Here is a 25,689-nt window from a genome sequence, read left to right as displayed (position 1 = left end):
CGCCGCAGACCATTGCCATGCCCCATTTCAGTTTCAAAGAGATTGTTTCCGTTAGCCTGATCCTGTTCGCCATCATTGATATCCTGGGTTCCATTCCCATCATCATCCAGTTGCGGCAGCGCGAGGGAATTATCCAGTCTGAGAAAGCCACGCTGGTGGCGGGTGCCCTCATGATTGTGTTCCTCTTCCTGGGCGATGGGATTCTGCGGCTCTTCGGGATTGATTTCGCTTCTTTCGCGCTGGCCGGGGCCATCATCATCTTTTTGATGGGGATGGAAATGGTGCTGGGCATTCACCTGTTCCACTCCAACCCCGAGGTAAAGACCGGTTCCATTGTGCCGCTGGCCTTCCCACTCATTGTAGGCGCGGGCACCATGACTACGCTGCTTTCTTTGCGCGCAGCCTATGCATTGCCCAACGTGCTGGTGGGTATCCTGCTCAACCTGTTGTTTGTGTACATCGTGCTCAAGAGTTCTAACTGGCTGGAGCGCAAACTGGGCCAGAACGGCACCGAGGTCCTGCGTAAGGTGTTCGGGGTGATTCTGCTGGCCATTGCTATCAAGCTGTTCAAAACCCATGTGAGCATCTGATTCCGTTTAGGGGCCGATTTTGTTAAAACAGCCTTAAAACAAAAGGCTGCTTTTTTATTTCTCATCCATCTGAAGGAAAGCATTTTCTGAAACCTGAAGCAACCTGCCGTAGCGTCCCTGCATCTACAGAGAAAACAGCCACCATATGAAAGCTTCCTTCACTCTCCTCTTCTTCCTGATTTCTTTCCTGGCCCAGGCACAGCGCATCCAAGGTAAGATTGTAGACGCCCAATCGCGGCCGCTGGAGTACGTCAATATTGGCGTGGTGGGCCAGAACGTGGGCACGGTTTCCACTACCGAGGGCGTTTTCGCGCTTTCTCTTCCTGATGCTCTGGACAATGAGACCTTGCAGATATCCGCCATCGGGTACGCAACCCAAAGCTGGAAAGTAAGTGACTTCAAGCAAAGGTACGGGCAGCAAAGCGCGACCATCAGTTTACGGGAACAGGCCGTGGCCCTGAAAGAAGTGGTGGTGCGGCCGCGCAAGTACGTAACAAAAGTGGTGGGCAATACCACTAACTCCAAAAACACCACTGCCGGGTTCAAAAGCAACCGCCTGGGCACAGAGATAGGCACAGTGTTGGACATCAAAAAACCGTCGTTCCTGGAAAAGGTGACCTTTAACATCGCCAGCAACCAGTACGACACCCTCTTCCTGAGGATCAATGTCTACCGGATGGGCAAAAACGGACCGGAGGAAAACCTGCTCAGAGAACCCATCTACCTCAATGTAGCCCAGAAAGATCTGGGAGACGGCATCACGCTGGACCTCCGCGACCGCAACATCTACCTTGACTCTGATGTGCTGCTCTCGCTGGAACTTGTGCGGCACCTGGGTGGCGGCGGGCTTTGGTTTAGCGCCGGCTTATTTAACAAACCCAGCTATACCCGCGAAACAAGCCAGGGTGCTTGGGAGAAGATGGCCCTTGGAGGTGTAGGTTTCAACGCCACCATCAGCTACGCGAAGTAGTAGAATGAGTGATTGAGTGGTTGAGTGATTGATAGAATGGAAGCTTGAATCCCATTTGCTCAACTAATACCAATCTTTCTTCACTTGTGAGCATTAGCTGCTTTTCTCTGTAGCATTAAACCTCCCCCTCCCAGGAGGGGAATCTTCCACTTAGGTACCGTTTGTTCATAAATGCCCCAGGCATTCAGTAATGATATAACACTTCACCTGCCTTGCTGTTTTATGGTCGGTTTTAGACAAACAGGCGCAGAACGGGTAATTGGCCTGAGTGCGCTGATGTACCGTTGGAAAATATTCTGGCCGCATTTAGCCGAGGCTTGCGGCGGGATGGGTATTTTTGCGGCAGACTAACTGCATACGTTTTGATAGAAGTATTTACCGATGGTGCCTCGCGGGGCAATCCTGGCCCTGGCGGCTACGGCGTTATTCTCAGGTACGGCCCCCACGTGAAGGAAATCAGCGAAGGCTTCCGGAAGACCACCAACAACCGCATGGAGCTTCTGGCCGTGATCGTGGCACTGGAATCCATCACCAAGCCCGGCATTCCGGTCACCATTTACTCAGACTCAAAATACGTAGTGGATGCGGTGGAGAAGAAATGGGTCTTTGGCTGGGAGAAGAAAGGCTTCACCGGCAAAGCCAACCCCGATCTGTGGCAGCGTTTCCTCAAAATTTACCGCAAGCACCAGGTGCGTTTCGTCTGGGTTCGTGGCCACGCCGGCCACGCTGAAAACGAACGCTGCGACGAACTGGCCGTAGCCGCCGCCCTCCAACCCAACCTCCCCCCAGACAAAGGCTTCGAAGCAAATCCAACGGCTGGTTGATTTGAAGATGTGGAGATGTGAAAATGTGCAGATGAAATGCACTAGCAAACCAACTTCATCTTCAAATCTCCTCATCTCCAAATTTCCAAATCTACAAATCTTCACATCTGCAAAGTGGCCAACGACTATTTCCGGTTTAAGCAGTTCTTGATCAAACAGGACCAGTGCGCGATGAAGGTATGCACTGATTCTTGTGTGTTAGGTGCTTGGGCGGATGTGACGGGTGCGAAACGGATTCTTGATATTGGGGCCGGAACGGGTTTGCTGAGTCTGATGGTGGCGCAGCGGGCTCCTGAGGCGCAGATTGAAGCGGTGGAGCTTGAGGCGGCGGCGGCCAGACAGGCGCAGGAAAACATCTCGGGCAGTCCGTGGGCCGACCAGGTGCGGTTGTTTCCCATGGGTTTGCAAGAATTTGAAGCTACCCAGCCTGTGCCTTTTGACGTGATTATCAGTAATCCGCCTTTTTTCCAGGCTTCGCTCAAGTCATCAGATGCTGTAAAGAACCAGGCCAAACACACCGAGACGCTTTCATTTTCAGAGATCATCTTCTTCGGCCAGCGGTATTTAAAACCAACGGGTCAAATGCACATTCTTTTGCCTCCGCATGAGGCTAGGGTATTTGAGCGCGAGGCCCACCAAAGCGGGTTCTTCACCAACAGCATTCTATGGTTAGAGGGCACGCCCAACGGGAAACTGCTGCGCGCTATCCACACGTATTCCTGCCAACCAAGTGCACCGGCAGAACAGGTGCTGGCAGTGCGGGAAAAAGACCACTCCTACACCGCTGCCTTCCGGGAGCTGTTAAAGGATTATTACCTTATTTTCTAATTTCTCTCCGTCAACTTCATCGCAGGTATTTTCCCGTTTGTAGGCTATTTCCCGAAAATCGGCCTTAAACGGTTATCCTTCCTGCTCCTGGAAGCGGATGCCGTACTGCTCTAGTTCCTCCAGAATGGGTTCATAGAAATCAGATTTCAAAGGCACCACCACGCCTTTGGTCTGCAGTTTGCCTTGCAACAGAAGCTTCACCGCGATGCCCACCGGCAGCCCTACAGTTTTCGCCATTGCGGTATGTACCTCATCATCGCCTAGCACCACCAGGGAGGAAGTCAGCTTTTTGCGTTGGCCGTTCTGTTTGTACTCAAACTGGTGCAGCATCACAATCATGTCTTTGTCGCCGGGGCTCAGCTTCCATTTCTCTGTCAGCAGTTTCTCCAGGGCCTGGGCTGGGGTGGCATGCTCCAACCCAATAGGAACCTCGTCAAACAAACCGGTCCACTCCACCAGGCGCAGTTCCTCCGCCTCCGGGGATAGGCCTACATAGGCCGCTACTCGCTCTTTCAGGGATTTTTCCTGGGCGGCTTCGGGCAGGCAGCTTTCCACCAACTGGCGGTACGTCATGCGGGCGGGATCTTCCAGGGAGTAGGAGTCATCGGTGAGGCCCAGTTGCACCAGCACCTGCCAGGCCTGGCAATAACCTGGCCGCCGAAGCGTGCCCCGCAGCATGGTGGGGATATTCTGCAAACCATAGGGCTCGCGATAGCTTAGTGAGTCTCGGTTGGCGTAGCCGTCGAAGGAGCCGTAGCCGTCTACCGTGAAGGTCTGGGTGCGCCGGAAAAGCTGCGGGTACGGGATGTATTTGTACGTGCCGTTCTCTATGTATTTGGCCGTTCCCTGACCCGCCAGAATCACGTTGCGCGGGTTCCATGTGAATTTGTAGTGCCAGGGATTGTTATCGGACTCCGGGGCCATGAGCCCACCCGTAAAGGATTTGAACGAGGTGATGGTCCCTCCTGCCACCTGGATCTGGTGAATGATACGCATGGCAGACATATGGTCGATGCCCGGGTCCAGGCCACACTCCATGAGAAAGGTCAGTCCCTTGGCTTGGGCCTCCTCGTGCAATGCCTTTATCTGCGGCGGCACGTACGAGGCGGTGACCAGGTGCTTATCCAAGGTTAAACACGTTTCCGCAACTAAAGGATGAAACAAGGCCGGCAGCATGGAGATGACCACATCGGCGGCGCCGATCTCTGCCTTGCGCTGCGCATCGTCCTGCACGTTGAAGAGAAACGTTCTGGTTTGGGGGTATTCCTGCAAAAACGGCCCTAAATGGTCTATGGAGACATCCCCGATGGCCACTTGCCAGCCTTGGATTTGCGCGTTGGACAACAGGTACTGGATGAGCACGGTAGCGGAGCGGCCAGCGCCCAGGAGGAGGATCTTATTCATAGTACGGCACGGATGATCGCCTTAAAATGGGCATTTTCTCCCGCACCGGCAACCACTTCTTGGTTTTTCGGGCCAACTTATTAACTTTGGCTCCCGTACGTGCTCGTGCGGAAACCGCACCCTATGATAGAACAAGTACAACTCAACATTACCTATGAGGTAGTGTCTTCTCTTGAAGAATTAACCCCTCAGGAACAGCAGGTCCTTCTCCTCGCCCAAAAAGCCACCGACAACGCCTACGCCCCCTATTCCAATTATTTGGTAGGAGCCGCTTTGCTTCTTTCAGACGGAAGTCTGCACCAGGGCACGAACCAGGAAAACGCCGCCTACCCCTCGGGTCTCTGCGCCGAGCGTACCCTGCTGTTTGGCGTTGGCTCCAATTACCCGGATAAAATTATTGAGATGATGGCCGTGACGGTTCGGCGGCGGAATGAGTCCCATTTCCTGAAAGCCTGTTCCTGCGGTGCCTGCCGTCAGGTTATGGCCGAGTACCAGAACCGCCAGAACGCGCCCATCCGCCTCATCATGCAAGGCGAGGACGGCCAAGTCATCCGCCTGAAATCGGTGGAGGATCTGTTGCCTTTCATGTTCACGAAAGACCAACTGTAAGTTGCCATCCTATCACCGGACCATTGAAGTTCCCCGTACGGCGCACCTGCATCAACTGGGCACCCTTTCCCCTGAGACCAAACATCTCTGGATCGTCCTGCACGGCTACGGCCAACTGGCCCGCTACTTCATCAGGCATTTTGAGGCCCTAATTGACGAGCAGACCGTAGTGATTGCCCCGGAAGGACTTTCCCGGTTTTACCTGGAGGGTTTCTCGGGCCGCGTGGGCGCCACTTGGATGACGAAGGAGGAACGCCTGCACGAGATCGCGGATTATGTCTCTTACCTGAACCTGGTGCGGGAAATGGCGCTCCGCGAAGCGCCTGGGGCCGAACTGCACGTGCTGGGTTTCTCGCAGGGCGCAGCCACCGTCTGCCGCTGGCTGGGTCAGGCGCAATGGCCCATCAGTCAACTGGTGCTCTGGGCCGGCGTCTTTCCCGAGGACATGGAACTGGCTTCTGGTAGCCATCCGCTAAAAGAAACGGACCTCACCTATGTGTATGGAAAGCAGGATCATTTCGTAGCGGAAGACAAGGTCCAGGATCAACTCAAACAGGTACGAGAAGCTGGGCTGCACCCAGACATCATCACCTTTGAAGGCAAGCATGAACTAAACCAGGAGGTGCTCCTGGCCTTGAAAAACCGGAGGAAAGAGTAAGCATTTCGGCTAATCTGTTTAGAAGCCGTTTTTTATAAAACAGCCTTAAAACCATTCTACTTTACCTCTCCCAGATGCCCGGCACCACAATCTCCAGCAGGTGCTGGTCGGGGTCCCGGAAGTAGCAGGACTTGCGGTCATGGGGCCAGGTCTGCTCGTGCTCAATGGTGATGTTAGCTCCTTGCAGCTTCTCTTTCCAGGCAACGTATTCCGCGGCTTCGCACTCAAAGGCCAGGTGCAGTTGTCCCTCGCCAAAATGCGGCGGCAGGTCTTTGCTGGCCCGCGTCTTCTGGGCATTGAAACACAGCAGCACTGAACTCCCCACCCTGAAGAACACATGTCGCCCAGGCACCTGCCCAATGACGGGTAAGCCCAAAATTTCCGTGTAAAAAGCGGTGGTGCGATCCAGGTCTTGGACGTAGAGGCAGGTCTCTTTTATCTGGGTGAACTTCATGGGCAGCGGCGTTTCTCCTGCAACGGAATTACCGCGCAGATAGATACCCGTTTAGAACTTGGTTTACAGAAAACAGCCCAAAAACAACAAGGCCCACCGGTTCTGTAACCGGTGGGCCTTGTTGTTTTCTTTGAAGGAAATCTATTGCTTGTTGATGATGGTAGCCGAAGCCTGAGCTGCGGGTAGAATCATTACCTCGGCTAAGTTCACGTGTTTGGGGCGGGTAACCATGAACAGGATGAGGTCGGCCAGATCTTCGGCAGTAAGGGCTTCATATCCTTTGTAGACGCTAGCCGCGCGTTCTTTGTCGCCTTTGAAGCGTACTTCAGAGAACTCGGTTTCCACGGCGCCTGGGTTCACCTCAGACACCTTCACGCCTTCGTGCACCAGGTCAATGCGCATGGCCTTGGACAACGCATCTACTGCGGATTTACTCGCGCAGTACACGTTTCCGTTGGCGTATACTTCTTTTCCGGCAATAGACCCGATGTTGATGATGTGCCCTGATTTCCGCTCCACCATTACCGGCAGCACCTCTTTGGTCACGTACAGCAAACCTTTTACGTTGATGTCCAGCATGGCGTCCCAATCATCCAGGTTGCCGTTCTGGAACGAGGCCAGCCCGTGCGCATTGCCGGCATTGTTAATGAGCACGTCAATGGTACGCCACTCGGCAGGCAGGCTAGCTATGGCTGCCCGGACGGCTTCTTTGTCGCGCACGTCAAATTCCAGCGGGTAGATGTTCTCGGGGCCAAACTGCTGCACCAGTTCCTGCAGCCTTTCGGTGCGGCGACCCGTGGCGATTATTTTAAAACCATGCTGCGCCAGGGAAATAGCGGTGGCGCGGCCAATACCCGAAGAGGCTCCGGTCACCAATGCAATCTTCTGCGTCATAAGAGACTTATTCAAAATTGAGGTAAAGCGTAATGGTATTGGTGTTCAGCTGCTGAATGCTGTTGTTGAACACCGTGGGGAAAGGCTGGTGGATGTTGGTGATGCCCCGTGAGTACCTGATCTCCGGCGCGAACTTGAAGAACGGATAGAACATATCTAATCCTACGCCATACTCAATGGCCACGTCAAAGCTCTTCACCTGCAGCACCTCGGGGTTGCCCTTCTTCTGGCCGCCCACCACCAAAGACGGTTTCACCCCCCCAATGAAATACATCTGGGTGTTTCTGCGTCGCTTGGCCTCATACTTCACCAGCAGCGGCAACTCGCCGGCAAAAGTATTGATCTGCTGCGTGATGTTTCCGCCCTGGGTATTCTCATCGGCGGGAACGTTCTTGTATTCAATGGCCCGGCTGTGATAACCCACGCCCGGTTGCGCGCGCAGCACAAAATCCTGGTTCAGGCGGTAAGAGGTGATGAAGTTCACGTTGAACCCGATGCCGGTCTTGTCATTCACCGAGTAGTCGTTTCCGGCCTTGATCTGGTCTACATAATACTGCGAATGCTCCAGTTGGTACCAGGATCCGTTCACGCCCAAAGAGAAACCCCAGCGCAGTCTTTTGAATTCATAACCAGGCAGGTTCTCACCCTGGAGTTTCCCCTGCGCCATGGCTTTCTGGCCGAAGCCCAGAAGAGCAAGCAGTAGGAATAAGACTATTTTGTGCCGGTGTAAATGGAGCTGATGCCGAAGGTAAGTGAATGCCATTTTGTGTTTTTAAATCCGATTCTCTGGAAAATGGCCAGGAAATCATTGCCGTCTGGGAACGCCTGCACAGACTCTGGCAGGTAGGTGTAAGCGGCATTGTCTTTCGAGATCAGTTTTCCGAAAACGGGTAAAATATGTTTGAAGTAAAAATTATATCCTTGTTTCATGGGGAACGCCTGCGGCTTGGAGAACTCCAGGATCACCGCCATGCCGCCAGGTTTCAGTACGCGAAACATCTCAGTGAGGCCTTTCTCCAGGTTCTCAAAGTTGCGCACCCCAAACGCCACCGTAATGGCGTCAAAGTGGTTATCAGGGAACTGGATGTTCTCAGAGTCGCCTAACTGCAGTTGCACCAGGTGGCTAAGGCCGCGCTTGCTTATCTTCTCCCGGCCCACCTGCAGCATGCCCTCAGAGATATCAATCCCCACGATCTGCTTTGGTTTAAGCCGCAGGGTCTCCAGCGCGAAATCCCCGGTGCCGGTAGCAATGTCCAATACATTCTGAGGCTTTAGCGGCTCCAGCAGTTTCACCGCCCGTTTGCGCCAGTAAATGTCTACTCCTGCGCTAAGGAAATGGTTAAGGAAATCATAGCGTTTGGCAATGCTGTTGAACATCTGGGCCACCTGCTTTTTCTTACCATCTTCCTGGTCTTTGTACGGAACTACTGACATGTACTAATTTAGTTTAGGAGCGGCAAAGCTACTACCCATTAACTACATTTCCTGCATTATGTTGTAAAGTGCCCTCCCATAAATAACAAGAGCCCCGGCCATTTGACCGGGGCTCTGTTTCTAAGCTATTTTCTCAAAAAGAACGCTAAAGCGGAATGTCTTATTGTTCCAGGTTTTTGATCACGTTGAATTCTGTGCGACGGTTCAACTGCATGTTCTCTGGAGAGGTGTTCGGCGCAGCCGGACGACGCTCACCATAAGAAACAGTGATCATGCGGTTGCTAGGAATACCTTGTTGTAACAGGTAGTTGTAAGCAGCCATTGCGCGGTTCTCACCCAAAGTCACGTTATAGTCGTCTGAGGCACGAGAGTCAGTGTGGCCGTCAATAGACAGACGCAGGGTTGGGTTGGCTTTCATTACCCGCACAATGTTGTCCAGCTCAGAGATAGACTCAGGACGCAGGTTGTATTTGTCAGTGTCATAGTAGATACGCTTGAAGGCGTAAGCACCGGCACCAACACCGCTGGTGTCTTCAAACGCGATGTAGAAATCTTTCTCAAACGTGGTGGTATCGCTCAGAGACATTGGCACTTCATACTGCTCAGTAGCGATGGTTTTGCCGTCTTTTGACAAAGTTACCTGGTAAGGGCGGGCAGAAAGCACAGAAACCTGGTAAGTTCCTGAGTCTGGCTTGGTCACATCACGGGCCTCAACTGGCGTGTTGTTAGCGGCTTTACCAGAGAACACCAGCTCTACTCCTGGGATGATAGTTGAGTCACGCAGGCTGTATACATGGCCACGTACATTGGCGTTGCGGATGTAGTTGATGGTGTAGATGTCTTTCTCGCCGTAACCACCCATGCGGTAAGAAGAAAGGTAGGCGTAAGAACCATCTGGGCTTAGGCGGTAGTAAGTATCATCATCTGGTGTGTTCACTGGATAACCCATGTTCACTGGTCTGCTCCAACGGCGGGCTACGGTGTCAAAGGACATGGTGAAGATATCGTATCCACCCATGGTAGAGTGTCCGCGTGAGCTGAAATACATGGTCAGACCATCTGGTGTGAAGTAAGGGCTATCCTCATCATAAGGCGTGTTCACACCGTTACCGAAGTTCTTAGGGGTACCCCACTCGCCGTTAGGCTGGCGCTTGGCGTAGTAGATGTCCAGGTCACCGTTCTGAGAAAACTGGCTTGTAGAGAAATAAAGAGTAGAGCCATCTCTGGAGATGAAGGCATCAGACTCAAAGCCTTTGGAATTGATGTTCTTGTTCAGTTTCTGCGGCTGTCCCCAATCACCACCGTCACGGCTGCTCATGAAAATATCACCACCTTCGTCCTGACGGTACATCAGCAATTTAGTGTCGTTGTCGAATAACTGGATAGAGGCATCGTGCCCGGTACCGTTCAAACGTCCGCTCAAAGATTTTGGGGTCTCCCACTGATCAACACCTAAACGGCGGGTCTCAAAGATGTCCTCAAAGTACTCACCATCCTCAGCTTCCTTACCGCCGGTTACGCCCGCGCTGCGGGAAGTGAACAGCAGGTAGTTGTCATCTGAAGAAATTACGGGGCTGTGCTCAGAGTAGGGGGTGTTCACGGTTGGCCCCAGGTTCTTCACGAAAATGTCCTTAGGGTTGGCCACCTCTTTCTTGGCGTTACGGGCATGTTGCAAAAGCAAAGCCGCCTGCTCTCTGCCTTCGTCATCACGCTTGCCCAAGGTAGCCTGGTAAGCCTGGGCATTTTTGATGGCGTTGTCAAACTCATAGTTCACCAGGTCCACGCGGCCTAACCAATAAAGTACATCTTCGCCCACTTTGGGTTTCATCTTGTAGGCCTTGTATACATACTCACTGGCTTTCTCTTTGTCAAAAGCGATGTAGCTGATACCTGCCCGGTAAAGGGCCTTTGCATTATTTGGATCACGCTCCAACGCCCGCTCATAGAAAGGTAATGCTGCCCGGAAATTTGCCTGGTTAAAAAATTTATCTCCGCTCCTGATCAGCTTACGGGTACTCTGGGCCATGGCCGTGGAAGCCATGAGAAACAGTGTCAGAAAAAATAAAGATGTTCTAAACAACCGCTTGTCTAAGTGATTCATAGTGTAAAGGTTAAGGTATAGTATCTTCTAAATAAGGCGCAAAAAGTAAAATAGGATAAGAAAATCAGAGGGTTATTCTGGCTTCTTAAACGTTATTGTCAGCAATAAAGAGAACCACAATAATATTTAAAAATTTTAAGATAATTAATCTGCTTTTCTAAATTATTTTAAGGCTTTTATTAGTAAAGTGCCGCAATATAGAAAAACTATCTTATCTCATAATCATATCTATTACGCTTATTCGCCCTACGATACTTAGATTTGGGTTAAATGGTTACTATTTCTGCAAGATTCTGCAGGCAAAAACCGTCTGCCAATAGATTATGAAGGGGTTAGCGGTTTATTTGGTACCTTTGCGTTTTATCAATAAACGTAGGGAGTAATTATGGTCATTAAAGATGCAAAGTTCATTACCAGCAACACCCGTGCTGATTTGTGTCCGCAGACAGACCTGCCGGAATATGCGTTTATTGGGCGGTCAAATGTGGGCAAGTCATCGCTCATCAACATGCTTACCAATCGGCTTAAATTAGCCAAGACTTCCTCTTTCCCGGGCAAGACCCAGTTGATCAACCACTTTCTCATCAATGACAACTGGTATTTGGTAGACTTACCGGGGTACGGCTGGGCCAAAGTGAGCAAAGATTCCAGGGAGGCCTGGCGCAAGATGATCCTGTATTACATGAAGAACCGGCCCAATTTGGCCTGCGTGTTCGTGCTCATAGATTCCCGCCTGCCCCCTCAGAAACCAGACCTTGAATTCATGGAGTTGCTGGGAACTATGGGCGTGCCTTTTGTGCTTATCTTCACGAAAACAGACAAACAGTCTGGCACGAAAACTGATATGAACATAGCGCTCTATATGAAAACGCTGAAGGAAACCTGGGAAGAGCTGCCTATGTACATGAAGAGTTCCTCTACCACCAAAGAGGGTCGGGAAGAGATTCTTCAGTTCATCAGTGACGTGAACCAGCGTTACCAGGAAGAGCGTAAGGCATAGGGGTCTGTAAAAGCATAAAACCTACTCATCATGAAATTAAAACACATTTTAGCAGGAGCCCTTCTGGCTTTTTTCTCCACGGGTGCTTTTGCCCAGACAACCAAACCCGCCGCTACCCAGGTTGGTAAACTGCCGGTGGCCGAGCATTATGCCGGCGGACAAGACTCTTTGGTGGCGCAGTTGCAGCGCAGTATACAGTACCCTGCCCTGGCCAAGCGTAACCGCATGCAGGGTCAGTGCATCATTGGTTTCACCCTCACTGAGGATGGAGCCATCACCAATGCCAAAATTCTTAAGGAGATTGGCGGCGGCACCGGCCAGGAAGCCCTGCGGGTGGTAAAGCTCCTCAAATTCAAAGCTCCGGGTTACAGCCAGCAATACAGCGTGCCCGTAAGCTTCAAACTATAATTTATTCAACATAACCAAACTATCCTATGCCATTTGACCTGAAAGAGATCGCTTCTATTTCCGGCATGCCAGGCCTTTACAAGATTGTAGCGCCTACCCGCAACGGAATTATTGTAGAAAGCCTCTCCGAAAAACCTGCCCGTAGCGTAGCGCAGGCCCGTAACCGCGTATCTATTCTGCAGGAAATCTCCATGTACACCAATGATGAGGAGCATACTGTTCCTCTGGCGGAGATCTTTGACAGAATCAGAAAACAGTACGGATCTGACATCCCGGTATCCTCTAAGTCCAGCACCCAGGAACTGTCTTCCTTCCTGGAATCAGTGCTGCCGGACTATGACCAGGACCGCGTGTATGCCTCAGACATGAAGAAACTGGCCCAATGGTACCAGATCGTGAATCAGTTTGTTCCTTACACAGAAACTGCTGAAGAAACTGCCACCCCGGCTCAGGAAACTGAGGGAGATGCCTCGGCCTCTGCTGGATAATCTATCCTGAACGGAACGAGCCATAAACACCGCGGCCCCTGCCAATTGGCAGGGGCCGCGGTGTTTATAAGGATGTTGGTGTTTGTTTAGAGCAGGTATTAGTTATCCATGAGCATGGACGCCCTTACCGGCCTTTCCCGGGCTACGAGCAGGTTTTCCACCTCGTCTACCATTTCTTTGGACCCGATGTAGAAGGTGCAGCGCTGGTGCAGTTCAGAAGGCTGCAGTTCCAGAATGCGGTGCCGTCCGTCTGAGGCTTTGCCGCCGGCCTGCTCTACCAGGAACGCCAGAGCGTTGCACTCATACAGCAACCTTAATTTTCCGCCCGGCGATTTCAGGGTATTTGGGTACATATAGATGCCGCCCTTGAGCAGGTTGCGGTGGAAATCGGCCACCAGGGAGCCAATGTAGCGGGCGGCGTAGTTACGCACGCGGCAAAGCTCCACGTAATGCTTGATGCTCTCAGGGAAGTGGTTGAACCCGCCCTCGTTCACCGAGTAAATGTTGCCGTTCTGCGGCGTGGTGATATTAGGATGCGAGAGGAAGAACTCACCCAATGACGTTTCATAGGTAAAGCCGTTCACGCCACAGCCGGTGGTATACACCAGCATGGTACTGGAGCCATAAATCACGTAACCAGCGGCTACCTGCTCAGTACCTTTCTGGAAGAAATCTTCCATGGTGGCTTCCGTGCCTATTTCAGAAATACGGCGGTAAATAGAGAAGATAGTGCCTATGGACACGTTCACGTCTATGTTGGAAGAACCATCCAGCGGATCAATGGCCACAATGTATTTACCCTTGTTGTTGCCGGTATGGATCACATCTTCCTCTTCCTCAGAAATGATGGCGCACACCTCGCCCCCGTTGCGTAAAGCGCGTATGAAGCGGATGTTGGCCACTACGTCCAGCTTCTGCTGGTCCTCGCCCTGCACGTTCTGTTTACCGTAGGCACCTCCAATATCAGTCAGGCCCGCATGGTTAATGGCGCGGTTTACTATTTTTGCCGCCAAGGCAATGTCACGGAGCAGCTGAGATAATTCACCGGTGGCATACGGAAAATCTTCTTGTTTCCGCATGATGAACCTATCAAGGGTGGTGCCAACCGGCAGGGCCAGGTTTTCTTTCAGTGTCATAGGATAAGGTAGATAAGTGGAGGATTAGACAGAGAATAGTTTTGCTATTCTTTTACAAAAATAACAATTAAACCGATATACAAAACTCAACATTTAACACTTTCTTAAAATAAGCAGAATTAAATGATAGTTTATAAATTTGGTGGAGCCTCCGTAAAGAATGCGGCCGCTTTCAGAAACGTACTTCATATCCTATCCCTGCTACCTACCCCGCAGAAAGTAGTGGTAGTGGTTTCTGCCATGGGAAAGACCACTAACGCCCTGGAGAAAGTCTTTAATTTGGCTTACCAGGGGCATGAATACGCAGAGGCGCTGCAGGAAACCCGGCAATATCACCAGGAGATTGTGCAGGAACTCTTCCAGGATGCGAAACACCCGGTCTACAATGCACTGCAACAACAATTCACTTATTTAGAGGAAACACTTAAAGCGGTTCAGCCCCATGACTTTGATCGCCAGTATGACCAGATCATCAGCGTGGGGGAACTGCTCTCCAGCCTGATTCTGCACCATTTTCTCTGCAGCCAGGGTTTCCAGAACCAATGGGTGGACTGCCGTGATTACCTGCGCACCGATGACACCTGGCGCGAGGGACGGCTGGACTGGGAATGGACCGAAAGGCAGATCCAGCAAGACCTTCCGGCGGTATTAGAGAGGCAGCCCATCATCACCCAAGGATTTATCGGCCGCACCCCTGATGGCACCACCACCACCCTGGGCCGCGAGGGCTCGGATTTCAGCGCGGCCATTTTTGCGTACTGCCTGCAGGCGGCGGCACTCACCATCTGGAAAGACGTACCCGGTTTGCTCAACGCTGATCCCAAGCTGTTCAGGGACACGGTGAGGTACGAAGAGATTGCCTACCAGGAGGCCATTGAAATGGCTTTTTACGGAGCCTCGGTCATCCACCCCAAAACGGTGCAACCGCTGGCCCAGCGCTGCATTCCGCTGCATGTGAAGTCTTTCCTGCACCCCGAGGCACCGGGTACCGTCATCTGGAACTGCCAGCACGCCCGCATTTCGCCTTCCTTTATCCTGAAGCAGAACCAGTGTCTCCTCTCCTTCCATACCAAGGATTTTGGGTTCATCTCTGAGTCGCACCTCAGCTCTATTTTCCAGGCTTTGAGCAAACACCGGGTCAAGATTAACCTCATGCAGAACTCGGCTATCTCCTTTTCTACCTGCGTAGACGCCGATGATGCCCGCGTAGAGGCCCTCAAAGAAGAACTGGCCCAGGAATTCCTCATCCACTACAACCAACCGCTGCACCTGTACACCATCAAGAACTATGACCAGGCCAGCCTGGAGAAACTAACCCAGGGCAAAGAGATCCTGCTGGAGCAGCGCAGTCGCCTCACCTTTCAGTTCATCTGCCGCCCCACAGATAATTTCCCGCATTAAGAGGATCTTTTAACCCTTGATCCTATCTAACATTCATCTTTTTCTCTGGGCTATTTAAAGGCTATTTTCCCGTAAATAACTATAAATCAACTTTGTATTTAGACAAAGTATTACCATACAGGTTTACAAAAGGTAACCACGCACACAGAATAGTTTACAGACTCATTTCCCATCTTTTTTGCAGGGTAAAAGGCTGCCCCTTACCTTTGCGCCACAATTGCCCAAGGGCTTCAAACAGAAACTCGGGGCAATTTTCAATTAGCATCTTTTAAATTAATTTATTTAACAATGGCAGTATTAGTAGGTAAAAAAGCACCGTCTTTTAAAGCTACAGCGGTAGTAGATTTAGAGTTTGAAGAGGATTTCTCACTTGACCAATACATTGGAAAGCAGCACGTTGTGTTCTACTTCTATCCAATGGACTTTACCTTTGTATGCCCTACAGAAATCATCGCGTTTCAGGACCGTTTAGAGGAATTCACCCGTAAAGGCGTAGCCGTGGTTGGTTGCTCTACAGATACCCACCAGTCGCACTGGGCTTGGTTGAACACCCCACGCGAAAGAGGCGGTATTGAGGGCGTTACTTACCCGCTGGTAGCCGATGCCACCAAAACCATCTCCTCCAACTTTGATGTATTGGCCGGTCACTATGACTACAACGAGGAAGGTGAACTGATCTTCGTAGGCGAGCCAGTAGCTTACCGCGGTCTGTTCCTGATCGACAAGCAAGGTGTCGTGCGTCACCAAGTGGTGAATGACATGCCGCTGGGCCGTAGCATTGACGAGGCACTTAGAATGGTAGACGCTCTGCAGTACTTTGAGGAAAAAGGCGAAGTTTGCCCTGCAAACTGGGAAGAAGGCCAAGAAGGCATGCAAGCCACCCGCGAGGGAGTTGCCAACTACCTTACCACCAACGCATAATCCACTGATTAGCAACCCATCACAAAAAAAGCTCCCGCGACAAACGGGAGCTTTTTTATTGCGCTAACTGGCTAACAATCACCATGAATTGCGCTTTGAAAAGCGGCTTCCATTTAGGGGCTGATTTCGGAAAAACGGCCTAAAAACCAGCCAGCTTTATAGACAGATTTTCAGAAACTATCCTAAATGCAATTGCTTATTTTCCTGTTTATATTACCGCTGGCTGGAAATTACAGTGTATCTTTACTTTACAGGCTATTTCTTCAAAAGCAATTGGCTGTGGTTTCCCCTTTTCATACTTAATAAAAACCCGTTAAGTAATGTCTAAGATTCTTTACGATGTTGGTGTGCGGGCCTATGGGTTAGGAGTACGGTTGGCGGCGCCTTTTCTGCCCAAAGCGGCCCTGTGGGTAAACGGCCGAAAGGATATTTTCTCCGAGATAGAGCGCAAACTGCACCACAATACCGCGCCCGTTGCCTGGTTTCACTGCGCCAGCCTGGGCGAATTTGAGCAAGGCAGGCCACTCATAGAAGCATTCAAACAACGCTTCCCAGATTATAAGATCGTGCTCACTTTCTTCTCCCCCTCGGGCTATGAAGTAAGAAAGAATTACGCCGGTGCCGATTTCATCTTCTATCTCCCCCTGGACACGCCGGGCAACGCGCACCAGTTTGTCACTTTGGTGAAGCCCATCCTGGCGGTATTTGTCAAGTATGAGTTTTGGCACCATTACACCAAAGCACTGCGAAAACGCCATATCCCGCTGTTCTCGGTATCGGCTATTTTCCGGCCTAACCAGATTTATTTCCAGAAGAAAGGCAGCTTCTACCGCCGCATCTTGGAGCGGTTCACGCACATCTACACCCAGAACCAGGAATCGGCGCAGCTGCTGGCCAGCATAGATTTCACCCGGGTAAGCACAGCCGGCGACACGCGCGTAGACAGGGTGCTCCAAACGGCCAAGAACGCTGCCCCTATCCCAATAGCCGAGGCCTTCAAAGACACCGCTCCTGTGATGGTGATTGGCAGCAGTTGGCCCCAGGACCTGGAGGTGCTCCTCCCCTTCATGCAGGAGCAGTTGCCTGCCGTGAAGTTCATTCTGGCGCCCCACGAAATCAAAGACAAGGAATTAGGAGAGATTGAGGCGCAGTTTCCGGGCAAGGCTATCAGGTATTCCCAGGCCGATGTCTCCACGGTGGACACGTACCGCATTCTGCTCATTGACAACATTGGTATGCTCTCCAGCCTCTACCAGTACGCCGATTACGCCTACGTGGGCGGCGCGTTCGGGAAAGGCTTGCATAATACGTTAGAGCCGGCCGCTTTCGGGCCACCTATCTTCTTCGGGCCCAAATACGCCAAGTTCCAGGAAGCGAAGGACCTGGTAGATGCCGGCGTGGCTTTCTGCGTGAAATCTACCCAGGACCTGAGCAAGAAGTTTCTAGCGGTGCACGACAATCCGTTGGCCCTCCAGAAAATCAGCGCATCTACCCAGGCTTATCTGCAAAAACAGGCCGGCGCCACAGACCGTATCTTAACATCGTTGGAATATTGGTTACCTTCGCGCCAGGTATGATAGGCACAGTAGTAAAATCAACGGGCTCGTGGTATTTGGTTCGCGACCACGCAAGTGGGCAGCTGTTCAAATGCCGCCTGCGCGGAAAGTTCAAGAACAAAGGATTGAAGGTAAGTAACCCCATTGCCGTGGGCGATGAGGTGACAATGGAACCCGAGGGCGGCGACCAGCAGGGCGTGATCACCGAGATAACGCCCCGTCGCAACTACATCATCCGGAAATCAACGCATAAGGCGCACCACGCGCACATTGTGGCCTCTAACCTGGACCAGGCGTTTCTGGTGGTCACGCTGGTCTCGCCGCGTACCTCCTTCGGGTTTATTGACCGCTTTCTGGTGACCGCTGAGGCCTACGACATCCCCGCCTCGCTGCTCTTCAACAAGCTGGATCTGTATGACCCTGAGGCCTTGCAGTACATGAACCAGGTGATGCAGCTCTACAGCCAGATTGGCTATCCATGCTATCCGCTCTCAGCGCATACCGGCCAGGGCCTGGCCCAAGTGCAGGAGTTGCTGGCAGATAAGGTCTCCCTTTTCACCGGCCACTCGGGCGTGGGCAAAAGCACCCTGGTGAACGCCCTGGTCCCTGATTTGGACATCAAGACCTCCGAGATCTCGGCGTTCTCAGACAAAGGCGTACACACCACCACCTTCGCCGAGATGTTTGAGGTGGAGCCTGGCACTTACCTTATTGACACTCCTGGCATCAAGGAACTGGGCGTGGTGGAGATGAAACGCGAGGAGATTGCCCACTACTTCCCCGAGATGCGCGAGCGCCTGAACAAATGCAAATACAATAACTGCGTCCACGTGAACGAGCCGGGCTGCGCTGTACAGGAAGCCGTAAAAAAAGGCAAAATTGCAATACCACGCTACGAAAGCTACCTCAGCCTGCTGCAGGACGAGGACTCACACCGGTAAAAGGGAGTTCTGAGTCCTGAGTCCTGAGTCTTGAGTTCTGAGTCTGGTTTACCAATATTAGCATTTAGGTACTAATTTTTGAAAAGTAGCCCTAAAAGGGACGGCTAATTCAACCCATCGGCATTGCGTTTCTGGTGCTGCTCCAGCAAATCCAGGATTTCTAGGAAATGTCCTTGCATGGGAATGTAGGCGCGGGTGGGTGCGGCGCTCTGCAGGTCTGCCCGTAACTGCGGCAAGGCCAGGTATTCAATCTCTATGATCTCTTCCTGCTGCACCTTAAAACCGGCCTCTGGCAGATTGGTTTTGTAGAGGAAAATACCCACATGCTCGCGGTCCAGCAGTTTTGCCTTCTCGTCTTGCCCGTTTACCGAGGTGATGGTGACCAGTTTCAGTTCATCGGGATGCACAGAAATACCAAGTTCCTCAGACAGCTCCCGCAAGGCACAACTTTCATAGGTTTCCTCAGGGCTCAGGTGCCCGCCAATACTCACGTCCCACAGCGAGGGAAACAAGTCCTTGCCAGCGCTACGCCGATGGCAGAGATAGCCTTTCTCGGGGTGCAGCACATAGATCTGGGACGTGCGATGCCAGTGCCCCAAAACGTGAACCTCCCGCCGAGGCAGGTTCTGGTGCAAAGGCTGGTTCAACTGGTCGTAGATGGCGAGGTATTCCAAGGAGTTGTAATCTTGAGAGTTTTCAGGTAGCAAGCGATTTTTAACAAAGACCCTTTATGGCTTCCATTTACCTTAGCGGTCCCGTAGTTATAGGCTTGGTTTTGCAGGAAAGGCCAAAAAACGTAAACAGCAGGAGCGGTCTTGCTCATCGGCCAAAGGCCACGAAATTTACGTATCTTTGCTGGACGGGCGGCAGGCGTTTTCTGTCAGGCGGCCCGTGGTTCATTTTAAAAGCACATTTATTTCTATGAAAACCGCAGAAATCCATACCGCTAAAGGTGTCATGAAAGTAGAGTTCTACGAGCAGGATGCCCCTAAAACCGTTGAGAACTTCACCAAACTGGCCAAAGAAGGTTTCTATGATGGTCTTACCTTTCACCGTGTACTGCCCGATTTCGTGATCCAGGGCGGCTGCCCTAATTCCCGCGAGGGCGCCAAAGGCATGCCCGGCACCGGCGGACCAGGTTACAAGATTGACTGCGAATTAACCGGCGGCAATCAGTACCACGACCGTGGTGTGTTGTCTATGGCACACGCAGGCCGCAACACCGGCGGATCTCAGTTCTTCATCTGCCATAGCCGCAACAACACCGCTCACCTGGACCGCAACCACACCTGCTTCGGGAAAGTGGTGGAAGGCCTGGACGTGATTGATGACATCCGCCAAGGCGACAGAATCGAGAAAATCGTAGTAAGTGAGGCTTAATATTGTTGATTGTTGAAACAATGAGCAATTAATAATCAACAATGAATCCTTTCAACTCCGTTTTGCGGCTGCTTTTTGAAAACAGCTGCAAAACGGAGTTTTTTTTACCCGCTTAAATGGCTGAGCACGAAGGCGGTGAGGAAACCCAGCACAGTAATGATGCCGGTGAAATCATGGGTAACCTCAAAGGCCTCGGGGATCATGGTATCGGTGATCATGGCCAGGATGGCACCGGCGGCCAGCGCCGTAGTAGCCGCAATGACGTTGGGCGAAAGGTCGCTGAAGACGGTGTAGCCCAGCAAAGCCGCCACTCCTGAGATCAAAGCAATGCCGCCCCACACCCCGAAGATGTAGGCTTTGGACCGTTGGGCCTTCTTCATGCCCACTGCGCTGGAAAGCCCCTCGGGCACGTTAGACAGGAAAACCGCCGCTACTACCGCAAAACTCACCTTACTGCCCGAGATCATACTGATGCCGATGGCGATGGACTCCGGCACCCCGTCAATGAGCGCCCCAATGGCCAAGGCCAGGCCACTGCCTTCATCCTCGGCCTCAGACACCTGCTGGTCCCCGGAGCGTTTTCTATTGTGGGCACCCTGTTTTTTCAGGAGCCAGTTCGCGGCCGTGTACACCACCGCCCCCGTCAGAAACCCAATGGCCGCGGCATCGAAACCGCCCTGCTCAAAGGCCTCGTCCATGAGGTCAAAAGCGAGCGCCGAGATCAATACCCCCGCGCCAAAGGCCATCACGCTGGAAGAAACCCGCACCGAGACCTTCGAAAAGTACCCTATGGCAGCGCCTATGAGCAAAGCCCCACCACCCAGCAAACCCCACAAGGTTGCCTGTAACCAGATTGGCATAATCTTCCTGTTTAGCTTAATAAGTGCCGCCTCTACCCGGGCAGACTAAGCTTCGTACGGGCAAGCTACCGGATAGTTGAAAGGAAGACTTCCCAACCGTTTCCGTGTTAGAGAAGCATACCTATCATCATTGAACCAAATCTCCTAAAAACCAAAAAGCCGAAGCAAGTACTGCTCCGGCTTTTTGGTTTATCGTTTACGGCCAGTTTTCAGGAAAACGGCTTAATAACGGTCATTGTCATCATCGTCGTCATCCGAGAGAGAAAAGCTGCCGCCCGAGAACATGCTGCTGAGCAGGTCTTTGAACTGCAGGCCGGCGGTAAGGCGGTTGCGGGAAATCAGGCTGTACTCGGCTAAGCCATGCAAACAGAACTCCATCCAGAACAGGTGCTCGGCTTCGCTTTTGGGCGTAGGCTGGAACTTATTCACCACCTCAGAAAGGCCCGGCACCTGGTTCAGCACGCGTTTGTACTCGGCGTCTGAGGCATCGTTGAGCAGGTCCAGGGTGTGGCCATCTGAGAACCACGCTGATACCTTTTTGTACGGGTCTTTGTCTTTCTGCTTCTTGAACTTATCGGGGTCCGGGAAGTAGTTGAGGAACTGCGTCCGGATGGCCTTGCCCATGAGGCGATAGGCCACACCGCCGGCTCCCTCCTGCTCTCCCTCGTACACCAACTCCACCTTGCCTGTCACGGCAGGCACGGCGGCCAGGAAATCAGCAATGCGCACGTGTGTGGAAGACTCAGCGTTGAGCAGCACCCGGCGCTCGGCGGCACTCACCACGCTCTCGTAGGCCGAGATGGTGAGACGCGCCGAGACCCCGCTTTTGGCGTCTACGTATTCGCTCTCGCGGGCCTCAAAAGCGATCTGCTCTACCAGGTCATGGATAAGTTCGTGGCCTTTCACGCGCTCCTGCTGCACCTCAGTGATGCGGGCCTCCTGCTTGGTGATGCTCTTGCCTATCTCAATTGACTTGGGATAGTGCGTGATGATCTGTGAATCGATCCGGTCTTTGAGCGGCGTCACAATGGAACCGCGGTTGGTATAGTCTTCTGGGTTGGCGGTGAACACAAACTGAATGTCCAGCGGCAGCCTGATCTTGAAACCCCTGATCTGGATATCACCTTCCTGCAGAATGTTGAACAGCGATACCTGAATGCGGGCCTGTAAATCCGGCAATTCGTTGATCACGAAGATGCCGCGGTGCGCCCTCGGGATCAACCCGAAGTGGATCACGCGTTCGTCTGAGTAAGGTAATTTGAGAGTGGCCGCTTTGATTGGGTCGGCGTCGCCGATGAGGTCCGCTACGGATACATCTGGGGTAGCCAGTTTCTCGGTGTAGCGCTCATCGCGGTGCATCCAGGCAATAGCGGTCTCGTCGCCATGGTGGGTAATCTGGTCCAGGGCGTAACGCGAGAGCGGCTGCAGCGGGTCATCGTTCAGCTCAGAGCCGGCCACCACGGGCACGTACTCGTTCAGGAGCTGCACCAATAAACGCGCTATTCTGGTTTTAGCCTGTCCGCGCAAGCCCAGCAGGTTGATATGGTGACGGCTGAGGATAGCGCGCTGCAGATCAGGGATCACGGTCTCTTCGTACCCGAAGATACCGGGAAACACTTCCTCGCCGCTGCTCAGCTTTTTGATAAGGTTGGCGCGCAGTTCTTCTTTCACGCTCTGCGGCTCATAGCCGGCGGCCTTGAGTTGGCCCAGGGTCTTAATCTTTTGCAGTTGCTCTGCAGGTATATCTGAATAAAGCATGGGTTAAATTGCTGGTGGTTTGGGATGGTTGGCTGCTTTGGGCCTGTTCTTAGAAAAACAGCCGCAAAACAGAAAGTTTATGTGTAGGTTTATCTTTTAACTGTATTGCTTGTGAAAACTTCTTCCCTTGTTTATGCGCTCAGCGCTTTGCTGGCGGTTTTTGGTGCCGTGCTGCGGATTACGCATGTATTGGACCGCCCTTATTTCTATGGATTGATTGGCGTTTGTATTGTCTTGGGCACCATTGGCAACCTGCTGCGCCACAAAGACCTGAACCGAAAATAAGGTAAATACGCTGCCCAAGTTGTTTTAGGTCTGTTTTCTTAGAAACTGCCCCAAAACAAACTGATAGAAGCCTTGACCCAAGCGCGGTTTTACAGCCTTTTCTTTTTGTTGCGGCCGTAGTCCCGGAACACCAGGTCTCCCAGGCCTTTGAGGCTGCTGTAGTAGGCCTGCCCGTTGTTCACCTGGGTAAACTCCTCCACAAACTGCTGCAGGTACGGGTCTGAGGCAATCATGAACGTGGTGATGGGAATTCCTATGCGCCGGCACTGGGCCGCCAGGTTCAGGGTTTTGTTCACCACTTTCCGGTCCAGCCCGAAACTGTTCTTGTAGTACTTCAATCCTTCTTTGAGGCAGGTGGGCTTGCCGTCGGTGATCATGAAGATCTGCTTGTTGGCGGTTTTGCGGCGGCGCAGCAGGTCCATGGCCAATTCCAGGCCGGCCACGGTATTGGTGTGGTACGGCCCCACCATGAGGTACGGCAGGTCCTTCACCGTAATCTGCCAGGCATCGTTCCCGAACACGATGATGTCCAGGTTGTCTTTGGGGTACTTGATTTTCACCAACTCGGCCAGGGCCATGGCTACTTTCTTGGCGGGCGTGATGCGGTCCTCGCCGTACAGAATCATGGAGTGCGAGATGTCAATCATGAGCACGGTGCTGGTGAGGCTTTTGTGCTCGCGCTCCATCACTTCCAGATCCTGCTCGGTGAGGAAGAAATCGTCGCCTATGCCGTGCTCAATCTGGGCGTTCCGGATGGACTCAGTGAGCTCGATCTGCTCGGGCGCATCCCCGAAACGGAACTCGCGCCGGTCAGCGGAGGGTTCATCGCCGATACCCGTCTTGGGGGTGTTGTGGTCACCTTTGCCGCCTTTCTTCAGTTTCCCGAAGATCTCCTCCAGGGCGCTTTTCCTGATCTTCTGCTCGCCTTTGGCCTGTAGCTTGAACTGCCCGTCGGGGCCTTTGTCATCTATGTAGCCTTTCTTCTTGAGATCCTCAAAGAAATCGCCTAAACCGTAAGAATCATCGGTGAGTTTGTAGCGTTTGTCCAGTTCGCTCATCCAGGACATTGCCTCAGCTACGTCGCCGGCGGTAAGGGTAATCAATTGGAGGAAAATCTGGAGCAGGGATTCAAACCCCTTGTCCTTGGGTTCCTCCGGAACGAAATCTGTAAATCTATATCCGGCTGCCATGTGCTTCTAAAGTATACTTTCTTTAACAACGTGTAAACGAAAATGTTTCTTATTTAAGGTAACCTTCTAAAAAGAAAGGAGTAAACATGAATAATTAATACAACGAGAATATACTTATAATACCATTTTCAATTACCCTTATGCGTGCTATCTGGAAAAATACGATTCTGGCGGAAAGCGATACGACTATAGAGGTAGAAGGCAACCACTATTTTCCGCCTTCTTCCCTGCATTGGGAGTACTTCAAACCCAGTACCCGGCACTCTGTTTGCTCCTGGAAAGGAGAGGCTTCTTACTACTCCGTGCAGGTAGGACACTTTGAGAACCCAGACGCGGCCTGGACTTACCCGCAACCCAATGACAAAGCCAAAAACATTGGAGGTTTCATCGCTTTCTGGAAAGGCGTACAAGTAGTAGGCAACAACTAACCGCCCCACACCTGATCCTATCTCTTATTCCCTTTTACCTGACGGTGAATGGAAAACAAGAACGCCCCGCAGAGATGCAGGGCGTTCTTGTTTTGTTTTATGGAAAGAGGCCTGAAACGGCGCTTCTTAGCTGTCAATCCACTTGAACTTGTATTGCAGTTCTGGTACGCGCAGGCGGTCTGCCACGCGGCGCAGACGGTTAGGCAGGGCCATTAAATAGTCACGGGCGCGTTCCCCGGCTTCGTTCAGCCCGGTCATGCTGGAGATTTTCCACTCCCTGATAAGAGTTTCCATGATCTCCACGTAGTCTGAGGAGGTGTACACGCCAATGCGCTGAGCGGCATCGGTGAAGTGCCCGAAGGTCTGTCCCTGGTCAATACCCAACTCGCGCAGGTAGTGGGCCGGCATCACAATCTTCTTGCGCATCATGTCCTCAAAGGCGATCATCATCTCAGACGGATCCACCTCAAAGATCTTCTTCACGAAGGTTTTGTAGGCTTTGGCGTGGCGTCCTTCATCAGCGGCGATGAAGTTACAGATGCGCGACAGCGTGGTTTCGCCGGCTTTCTTGGCCAATGCGCCCACGCGGCGGTGAGACACGTTGGTAGCCGTTTCCTGAAACGAGGTATAAACGAAGCTACGGTACGGGTCATCATCGGTCTGGATATCCATGCCGTCGGCGATGAGGTACTGGGTAGAGGCTTCCATCTGGCGCATGTCAATGCGCCCGGTGAGGTACAGGTAGCGGTTAAGCAAATCGCCGTGGCGGTTTTCCTCTGAGGTCCAGCCGCGGTTCCACTTCATCCAGGAAGAATTGGGGTCACGGTTCACCTCTTGTATGCTCATGATCCAGCTCTCATAGGTAGGCAGGGCTTCCTCGGTGATGGTATCGCCAATAAGCACCGCCAGCAGGTCATAGGACAATTCGCGGGCACGCTCTTTCAGTTCCCGCACTTCGTCAAAGAAAGAATCAAAACGGGCGTCTGGCAGAAAATCCGCAGGTTGCCAGCTGTCTTCCACGCTTTTGAGGAACTCTGGCAAGGCGGTGTCCAGGAATTTCTCCACATATATCATCACCTCTGAACGGGTGGCTAAGGCCTTTGAAATCATACACTAGTTAGATATGGAAGAACAAATATATTACTTTTTCACAGAATTGCCGGGCAGTGCT

28 protein-coding genes are annotated in these 25,689 nt (G+C 52.2%); 16 read left to right on the top strand and 12 right to left on the bottom strand.

Going from position 1 to position 25,689, the window contains the following annotated elements:
* Positions 1–17 precede the first annotated feature (17 nt).
* The 4 genes from J3P35_RS07825 to J3P35_RS07810 all read left to right on the top strand — a co-directional run bounded on the left by J3P35_RS07825 (position 18) and on the right by J3P35_RS07810 (position 3,212).
* On the top strand, positions 18–590 hold the full coding sequence (locus J3P35_RS07825; protein ID WP_210463768.1) for a MarC family protein: 573 nt from the start codon (positions 18–20) through the stop codon (positions 588–590).
* 145 nt (positions 591–735) lie between these two features.
* Entirely contained in the window at positions 736–1,560 is an 825-nt protein-coding gene (locus J3P35_RS07820; protein WP_210463767.1) for a carboxypeptidase-like regulatory domain-containing protein, read from the top strand.
* Positions 1,561–1,922: 362 nt separating this feature from the next.
* Positions 1,923–2,384 (top strand): ribonuclease HI, encoded by a 462-nt coding sequence (gene rnhA, locus J3P35_RS07815; RefSeq protein WP_149089001.1) that lies wholly within the window; start codon positions 1,923–1,925, stop codon positions 2,382–2,384.
* A 114-nt stretch (positions 2,385–2,498) separates the two neighbouring features.
* A complete protein-coding gene (locus tag J3P35_RS07810; RefSeq protein ID WP_210463766.1) occupies positions 2,499–3,212 on the top strand; it encodes a tRNA1(Val) (adenine(37)-N6)-methyltransferase in 714 nt (237 codons plus the stop codon).
* 72 nt (positions 3,213–3,284) lie between these two features.
* On the opposite strand, the gene J3P35_RS07805 is transcribed toward J3P35_RS07810, so the two are convergent.
* The gene (locus tag J3P35_RS07805) at positions 3,285–4,616 is read right to left on the bottom strand and encodes a saccharopine dehydrogenase family protein (protein WP_210463765.1); all 1,332 of its coding nucleotides are present in this window, start codon (positions 4,614–4,616) and stop codon (positions 3,285–3,287) included.
* A 123-nt stretch (positions 4,617–4,739) separates the two neighbouring features.
* Between J3P35_RS07805 and J3P35_RS07800 the strand changes: the two genes are divergently transcribed.
* Together J3P35_RS07800 and J3P35_RS07795 are read left to right on the top strand one after the other, a co-directional pair.
* On the top strand, positions 4,740–5,225 hold the full coding sequence (locus J3P35_RS07800; RefSeq protein ID WP_210463764.1) for a cytidine deaminase: 486 nt from the start codon (positions 4,740–4,742) through the stop codon (positions 5,223–5,225).
* A 1-nt stretch (position 5,226) separates the two neighbouring features.
* Positions 5,227–5,883 carry an alpha/beta hydrolase gene (locus tag J3P35_RS07795; protein WP_246850020.1) on the top strand — a complete coding sequence of 219 codons (657 nt, stop codon included), beginning with the start codon at positions 5,227–5,229 and terminating at the stop codon, positions 5,881–5,883.
* A 61-nt stretch (positions 5,884–5,944) separates the two neighbouring features.
* Here the strand turns inward: J3P35_RS07795 and J3P35_RS07790 are convergent, their stop codons facing one another.
* The 5 genes from J3P35_RS07790 to J3P35_RS07770 form a co-directional block, all read right to left on the bottom strand.
* A complete protein-coding gene (locus J3P35_RS07790) occupies positions 5,945–6,337 on the bottom strand; it encodes a VOC family protein (RefSeq protein ID WP_210463763.1) in 393 nt (130 codons plus the stop codon).
* Positions 6,338–6,478: 141 nt separating this feature from the next.
* On the bottom strand, positions 6,479–7,231 hold the full coding sequence (locus J3P35_RS07785; RefSeq protein ID WP_210463762.1) for an SDR family NAD(P)-dependent oxidoreductase: 753 nt from the start codon (positions 7,229–7,231) through the stop codon (positions 6,479–6,481).
* Positions 7,232–7,238: 7 nt separating this feature from the next.
* Positions 7,239–7,994 (bottom strand): type IX secretion/gliding motility protein PorT/SprT, encoded by a 756-nt coding sequence (gene porT, locus J3P35_RS07780; RefSeq protein ID WP_210463761.1) that lies wholly within the window; start codon positions 7,992–7,994, stop codon positions 7,239–7,241.
* A complete protein-coding gene (ubiE, locus tag J3P35_RS07775; RefSeq protein ID WP_210463760.1) occupies positions 7,943–8,665 on the bottom strand; it encodes a bifunctional demethylmenaquinone methyltransferase/2-methoxy-6-polyprenyl-1,4-benzoquinol methylase UbiE in 723 nt (240 codons plus the stop codon). Before ubiE ends, porT begins: the two co-directional genes overlap by 52 nt.
* Before the next feature lie 160 nt (positions 8,666–8,825).
* Positions 8,826–10,706 carry an OmpA family protein gene (locus J3P35_RS07770; RefSeq protein ID WP_246850019.1) on the bottom strand — a complete coding sequence of 627 codons (1,881 nt, stop codon included), beginning with the start codon at positions 10,704–10,706 and terminating at the stop codon, positions 8,826–8,828.
* A 445-nt stretch (positions 10,707–11,151) separates the two neighbouring features.
* Here J3P35_RS07770 and yihA point away from each other — a divergent pair, with 445 nt between their 5' ends.
* Genes yihA through J3P35_RS07755 form a run of 3 tightly spaced genes read left to right on the top strand, consistent with a single transcriptional unit; the run spans position 11,152 to position 12,662 of the window.
* A complete protein-coding gene (gene yihA / locus J3P35_RS07765; RefSeq protein ID WP_210463758.1) occupies positions 11,152–11,766 on the top strand; it encodes a ribosome biogenesis GTP-binding protein YihA/YsxC in 615 nt (204 codons plus the stop codon).
* A gap of 30 nt (positions 11,767–11,796) precedes the next feature.
* Positions 11,797–12,174: an energy transducer TonB gene (locus J3P35_RS07760; protein WP_210463757.1), complete on the top strand. Its 378-nt coding sequence runs from the start codon at positions 11,797–11,799 to the stop codon at positions 12,172–12,174.
* A gap of 26 nt (positions 12,175–12,200) precedes the next feature.
* Positions 12,201–12,662, top strand: a complete 462-nt coding sequence (locus J3P35_RS07755; protein ID WP_210463756.1) for a DUF5606 family protein — start codon at positions 12,201–12,203, stop codon at positions 12,660–12,662.
* Positions 12,663–12,760: 98 nt separating this feature from the next.
* Here J3P35_RS07755 and fbp read toward each other — a convergent pair whose 3' ends face one another.
* On the bottom strand, positions 12,761–13,798 hold the full coding sequence (gene fbp / locus J3P35_RS07750) for a class 1 fructose-bisphosphatase (RefSeq protein ID WP_210463755.1): 1,038 nt from the start codon (positions 13,796–13,798) through the stop codon (positions 12,761–12,763).
* 123 nt (positions 13,799–13,921) lie between these two features.
* Here fbp and J3P35_RS07745 point away from each other — a divergent pair, with 123 nt between their 5' ends.
* From J3P35_RS07745 to rsgA, 4 genes are all read left to right on the top strand, one after another.
* Positions 13,922–15,199: an aspartate kinase gene (locus J3P35_RS07745; protein ID WP_210463754.1), complete on the top strand. Its 1,278-nt coding sequence runs from the start codon at positions 13,922–13,924 to the stop codon at positions 15,197–15,199.
* A 288-nt stretch (positions 15,200–15,487) separates the two neighbouring features.
* Complete coding sequence (locus J3P35_RS07740) at positions 15,488–16,120, top strand: peroxiredoxin (RefSeq protein ID WP_210463753.1); 633 nt, start codon at positions 15,488–15,490, stop codon at positions 16,118–16,120.
* 320 nt (positions 16,121–16,440) lie between these two features.
* Positions 16,441–17,697: a 3-deoxy-D-manno-octulosonic acid transferase gene (locus J3P35_RS07735; RefSeq protein ID WP_210463752.1), complete on the top strand. Its 1,257-nt coding sequence runs from the start codon at positions 16,441–16,443 to the stop codon at positions 17,695–17,697.
* Positions 17,694–18,617, top strand: a complete 924-nt coding sequence (gene rsgA, locus J3P35_RS07730; protein ID WP_210463751.1) for a ribosome small subunit-dependent GTPase A — start codon at positions 17,694–17,696, stop codon at positions 18,615–18,617. Before J3P35_RS07735 ends, rsgA begins: the two co-directional genes overlap by 4 nt.
* 104 nt (positions 18,618–18,721) lie before the next feature.
* On the opposite strand, the gene J3P35_RS07725 is transcribed toward rsgA, so the two are convergent.
* Positions 18,722–19,291 (bottom strand): NUDIX hydrolase, encoded by a 570-nt coding sequence (locus J3P35_RS07725; RefSeq protein WP_210463750.1) that lies wholly within the window; start codon positions 19,289–19,291, stop codon positions 18,722–18,724.
* Between the two features lie 247 nt (positions 19,292–19,538).
* On the opposite strand from J3P35_RS07725, the gene J3P35_RS07720 reads away from it, so the two are divergent.
* A complete protein-coding gene (locus J3P35_RS07720) occupies positions 19,539–19,997 on the top strand; it encodes a peptidylprolyl isomerase (RefSeq protein ID WP_210463749.1) in 459 nt (152 codons plus the stop codon).
* A 104-nt stretch (positions 19,998–20,101) separates the two neighbouring features.
* On the opposite strand, the gene J3P35_RS07715 is transcribed toward J3P35_RS07720, so the two are convergent.
* A complete protein-coding gene (locus J3P35_RS07715; protein ID WP_246850018.1) occupies positions 20,102–20,857 on the bottom strand; it encodes a ZIP family metal transporter in 756 nt (251 codons plus the stop codon).
* Between the two features lie 222 nt (positions 20,858–21,079).
* Positions 21,080–22,615, bottom strand: coding sequence for a sigma 54-interacting transcriptional regulator (locus tag J3P35_RS07710; protein WP_210463748.1), 1,536 nt, complete (start codon positions 22,613–22,615; stop codon positions 21,080–21,082).
* Between the two features lie 111 nt (positions 22,616–22,726).
* Here J3P35_RS07710 and J3P35_RS07705 point away from each other — a divergent pair, with 111 nt between their 5' ends.
* Positions 22,727–22,900: a hypothetical protein gene (locus J3P35_RS07705; protein ID WP_210463747.1), complete on the top strand. Its 174-nt coding sequence runs from the start codon at positions 22,727–22,729 to the stop codon at positions 22,898–22,900.
* 89 nt (positions 22,901–22,989) lie between these two features.
* Here J3P35_RS07705 and J3P35_RS07700 read toward each other — a convergent pair whose 3' ends face one another.
* Entirely contained in the window at positions 22,990–24,090 is a 1,101-nt protein-coding gene (locus tag J3P35_RS07700) for a vWA domain-containing protein (protein ID WP_210463746.1), read from the bottom strand.
* Positions 24,091–24,230: 140 nt separating this feature from the next.
* Here J3P35_RS07700 and J3P35_RS07695 point away from each other — a divergent pair, with 140 nt between their 5' ends.
* A complete protein-coding gene (locus J3P35_RS07695) occupies positions 24,231–24,518 on the top strand; it encodes a DUF427 domain-containing protein (RefSeq protein ID WP_210463745.1) in 288 nt (95 codons plus the stop codon).
* Positions 24,519–24,644: 126 nt separating this feature from the next.
* On the opposite strand, the gene J3P35_RS07690 is transcribed toward J3P35_RS07695, so the two are convergent.
* Positions 24,645–25,628: an acyl-ACP desaturase gene (locus tag J3P35_RS07690; protein ID WP_210463744.1), complete on the bottom strand. Its 984-nt coding sequence runs from the start codon at positions 25,626–25,628 to the stop codon at positions 24,645–24,647.
* Between the last annotated feature and the right edge of the window lie 61 nt (positions 25,629–25,689).

This window comes from Rufibacter roseolus, assembly GCF_017916365.1.
GTDB lineage: Bacteria > Bacteroidota > Bacteroidia > Cytophagales > Hymenobacteraceae > Nibribacter > Nibribacter roseolus.
Note: the sequence above shows the minus strand (reverse complement) of the source record. Positions and strands in the feature narration are given on the sequence as shown.

Bases quoted from the DNA above. Each gene is read 5' to 3' on its own strand.
- J3P35_RS07825 (WP_210463768.1), top strand. From the start codon at position 18: ATGCCCCATTTCAGTTTCAAAGAGATTGTTTCCGTTAGCCTGATCCTG.
- J3P35_RS07820 (WP_210463767.1), top strand. From the start codon at position 736: ATGAAAGCTTCCTTCACTCTCCTCTTCTTCCTGATTTCTTTCCTGGCC.
- J3P35_RS07805 (WP_210463765.1), bottom strand. From the start codon at position 4,616: ATGAATAAGATCCTCCTCCTGGGCGCTGGCCGCTCCGCTACCGTGCTC.
- J3P35_RS07800 (WP_210463764.1), top strand. From the start codon at position 4,740: ATGATAGAACAAGTACAACTCAACATTACCTATGAGGTAGTGTCTTCT.
- J3P35_RS07790 (WP_210463763.1), bottom strand. From the start codon at position 6,337: ATGAAGTTCACCCAGATAAAAGAGACCTGCCTCTACGTCCAAGACCTG.
- J3P35_RS07785 (WP_210463762.1), bottom strand. From the start codon at position 7,231: ATGACGCAGAAGATTGCATTGGTGACCGGAGCCTCTTCGGGTATTGGC.
- porT (WP_210463761.1), bottom strand. From the start codon at position 7,994: ATGGCATTCACTTACCTTCGGCATCAGCTCCATTTACACCGGCACAAA.
- ubiE (WP_210463760.1), bottom strand. From the start codon at position 8,665: ATGTCAGTAGTTCCGTACAAAGACCAGGAAGATGGTAAGAAAAAGCAG.
- J3P35_RS07770 (WP_246850019.1), bottom strand. From the start codon at position 10,706: ATGGCTTCCACGGCCATGGCCCAGAGTACCCGTAAGCTGATCAGGAGC.
- yihA (WP_210463758.1), top strand. From the start codon at position 11,152: ATGGTCATTAAAGATGCAAAGTTCATTACCAGCAACACCCGTGCTGAT.
- J3P35_RS07760 (WP_210463757.1), top strand. From the start codon at position 11,797: ATGAAATTAAAACACATTTTAGCAGGAGCCCTTCTGGCTTTTTTCTCC.
- J3P35_RS07755 (WP_210463756.1), top strand. From the start codon at position 12,201: ATGCCATTTGACCTGAAAGAGATCGCTTCTATTTCCGGCATGCCAGGC.
- fbp (WP_210463755.1), bottom strand. From the start codon at position 13,798: ATGACACTGAAAGAAAACCTGGCCCTGCCGGTTGGCACCACCCTTGAT.
- J3P35_RS07745 (WP_210463754.1), top strand. From the start codon at position 13,922: ATGATAGTTTATAAATTTGGTGGAGCCTCCGTAAAGAATGCGGCCGCT.
- J3P35_RS07740 (WP_210463753.1), top strand. From the start codon at position 15,488: ATGGCAGTATTAGTAGGTAAAAAAGCACCGTCTTTTAAAGCTACAGCG.
- J3P35_RS07735 (WP_210463752.1), top strand. From the start codon at position 16,441: ATGTCTAAGATTCTTTACGATGTTGGTGTGCGGGCCTATGGGTTAGGA.
- rsgA (WP_210463751.1), top strand. From the start codon at position 17,694: ATGATAGGCACAGTAGTAAAATCAACGGGCTCGTGGTATTTGGTTCGC.
- J3P35_RS07720 (WP_210463749.1), top strand. From the start codon at position 19,539: ATGAAAACCGCAGAAATCCATACCGCTAAAGGTGTCATGAAAGTAGAG.
- J3P35_RS07715 (WP_246850018.1), bottom strand. From the start codon at position 20,857: ATGCCAATCTGGTTACAGGCAACCTTGTGGGGTTTGCTGGGTGGTGGG.
- J3P35_RS07710 (WP_210463748.1), bottom strand. From the start codon at position 22,615: ATGCTTTATTCAGATATACCTGCAGAGCAACTGCAAAAGATTAAGACC.
- J3P35_RS07700 (WP_210463746.1), bottom strand. From the start codon at position 24,090: ATGGCAGCCGGATATAGATTTACAGATTTCGTTCCGGAGGAACCCAAG.
- J3P35_RS07695 (WP_210463745.1), top strand. From the start codon at position 24,231: ATGCGTGCTATCTGGAAAAATACGATTCTGGCGGAAAGCGATACGACT.
- J3P35_RS07690 (WP_210463744.1), bottom strand. From the start codon at position 25,628: ATGATTTCAAAGGCCTTAGCCACCCGTTCAGAGGTGATGATATATGTG.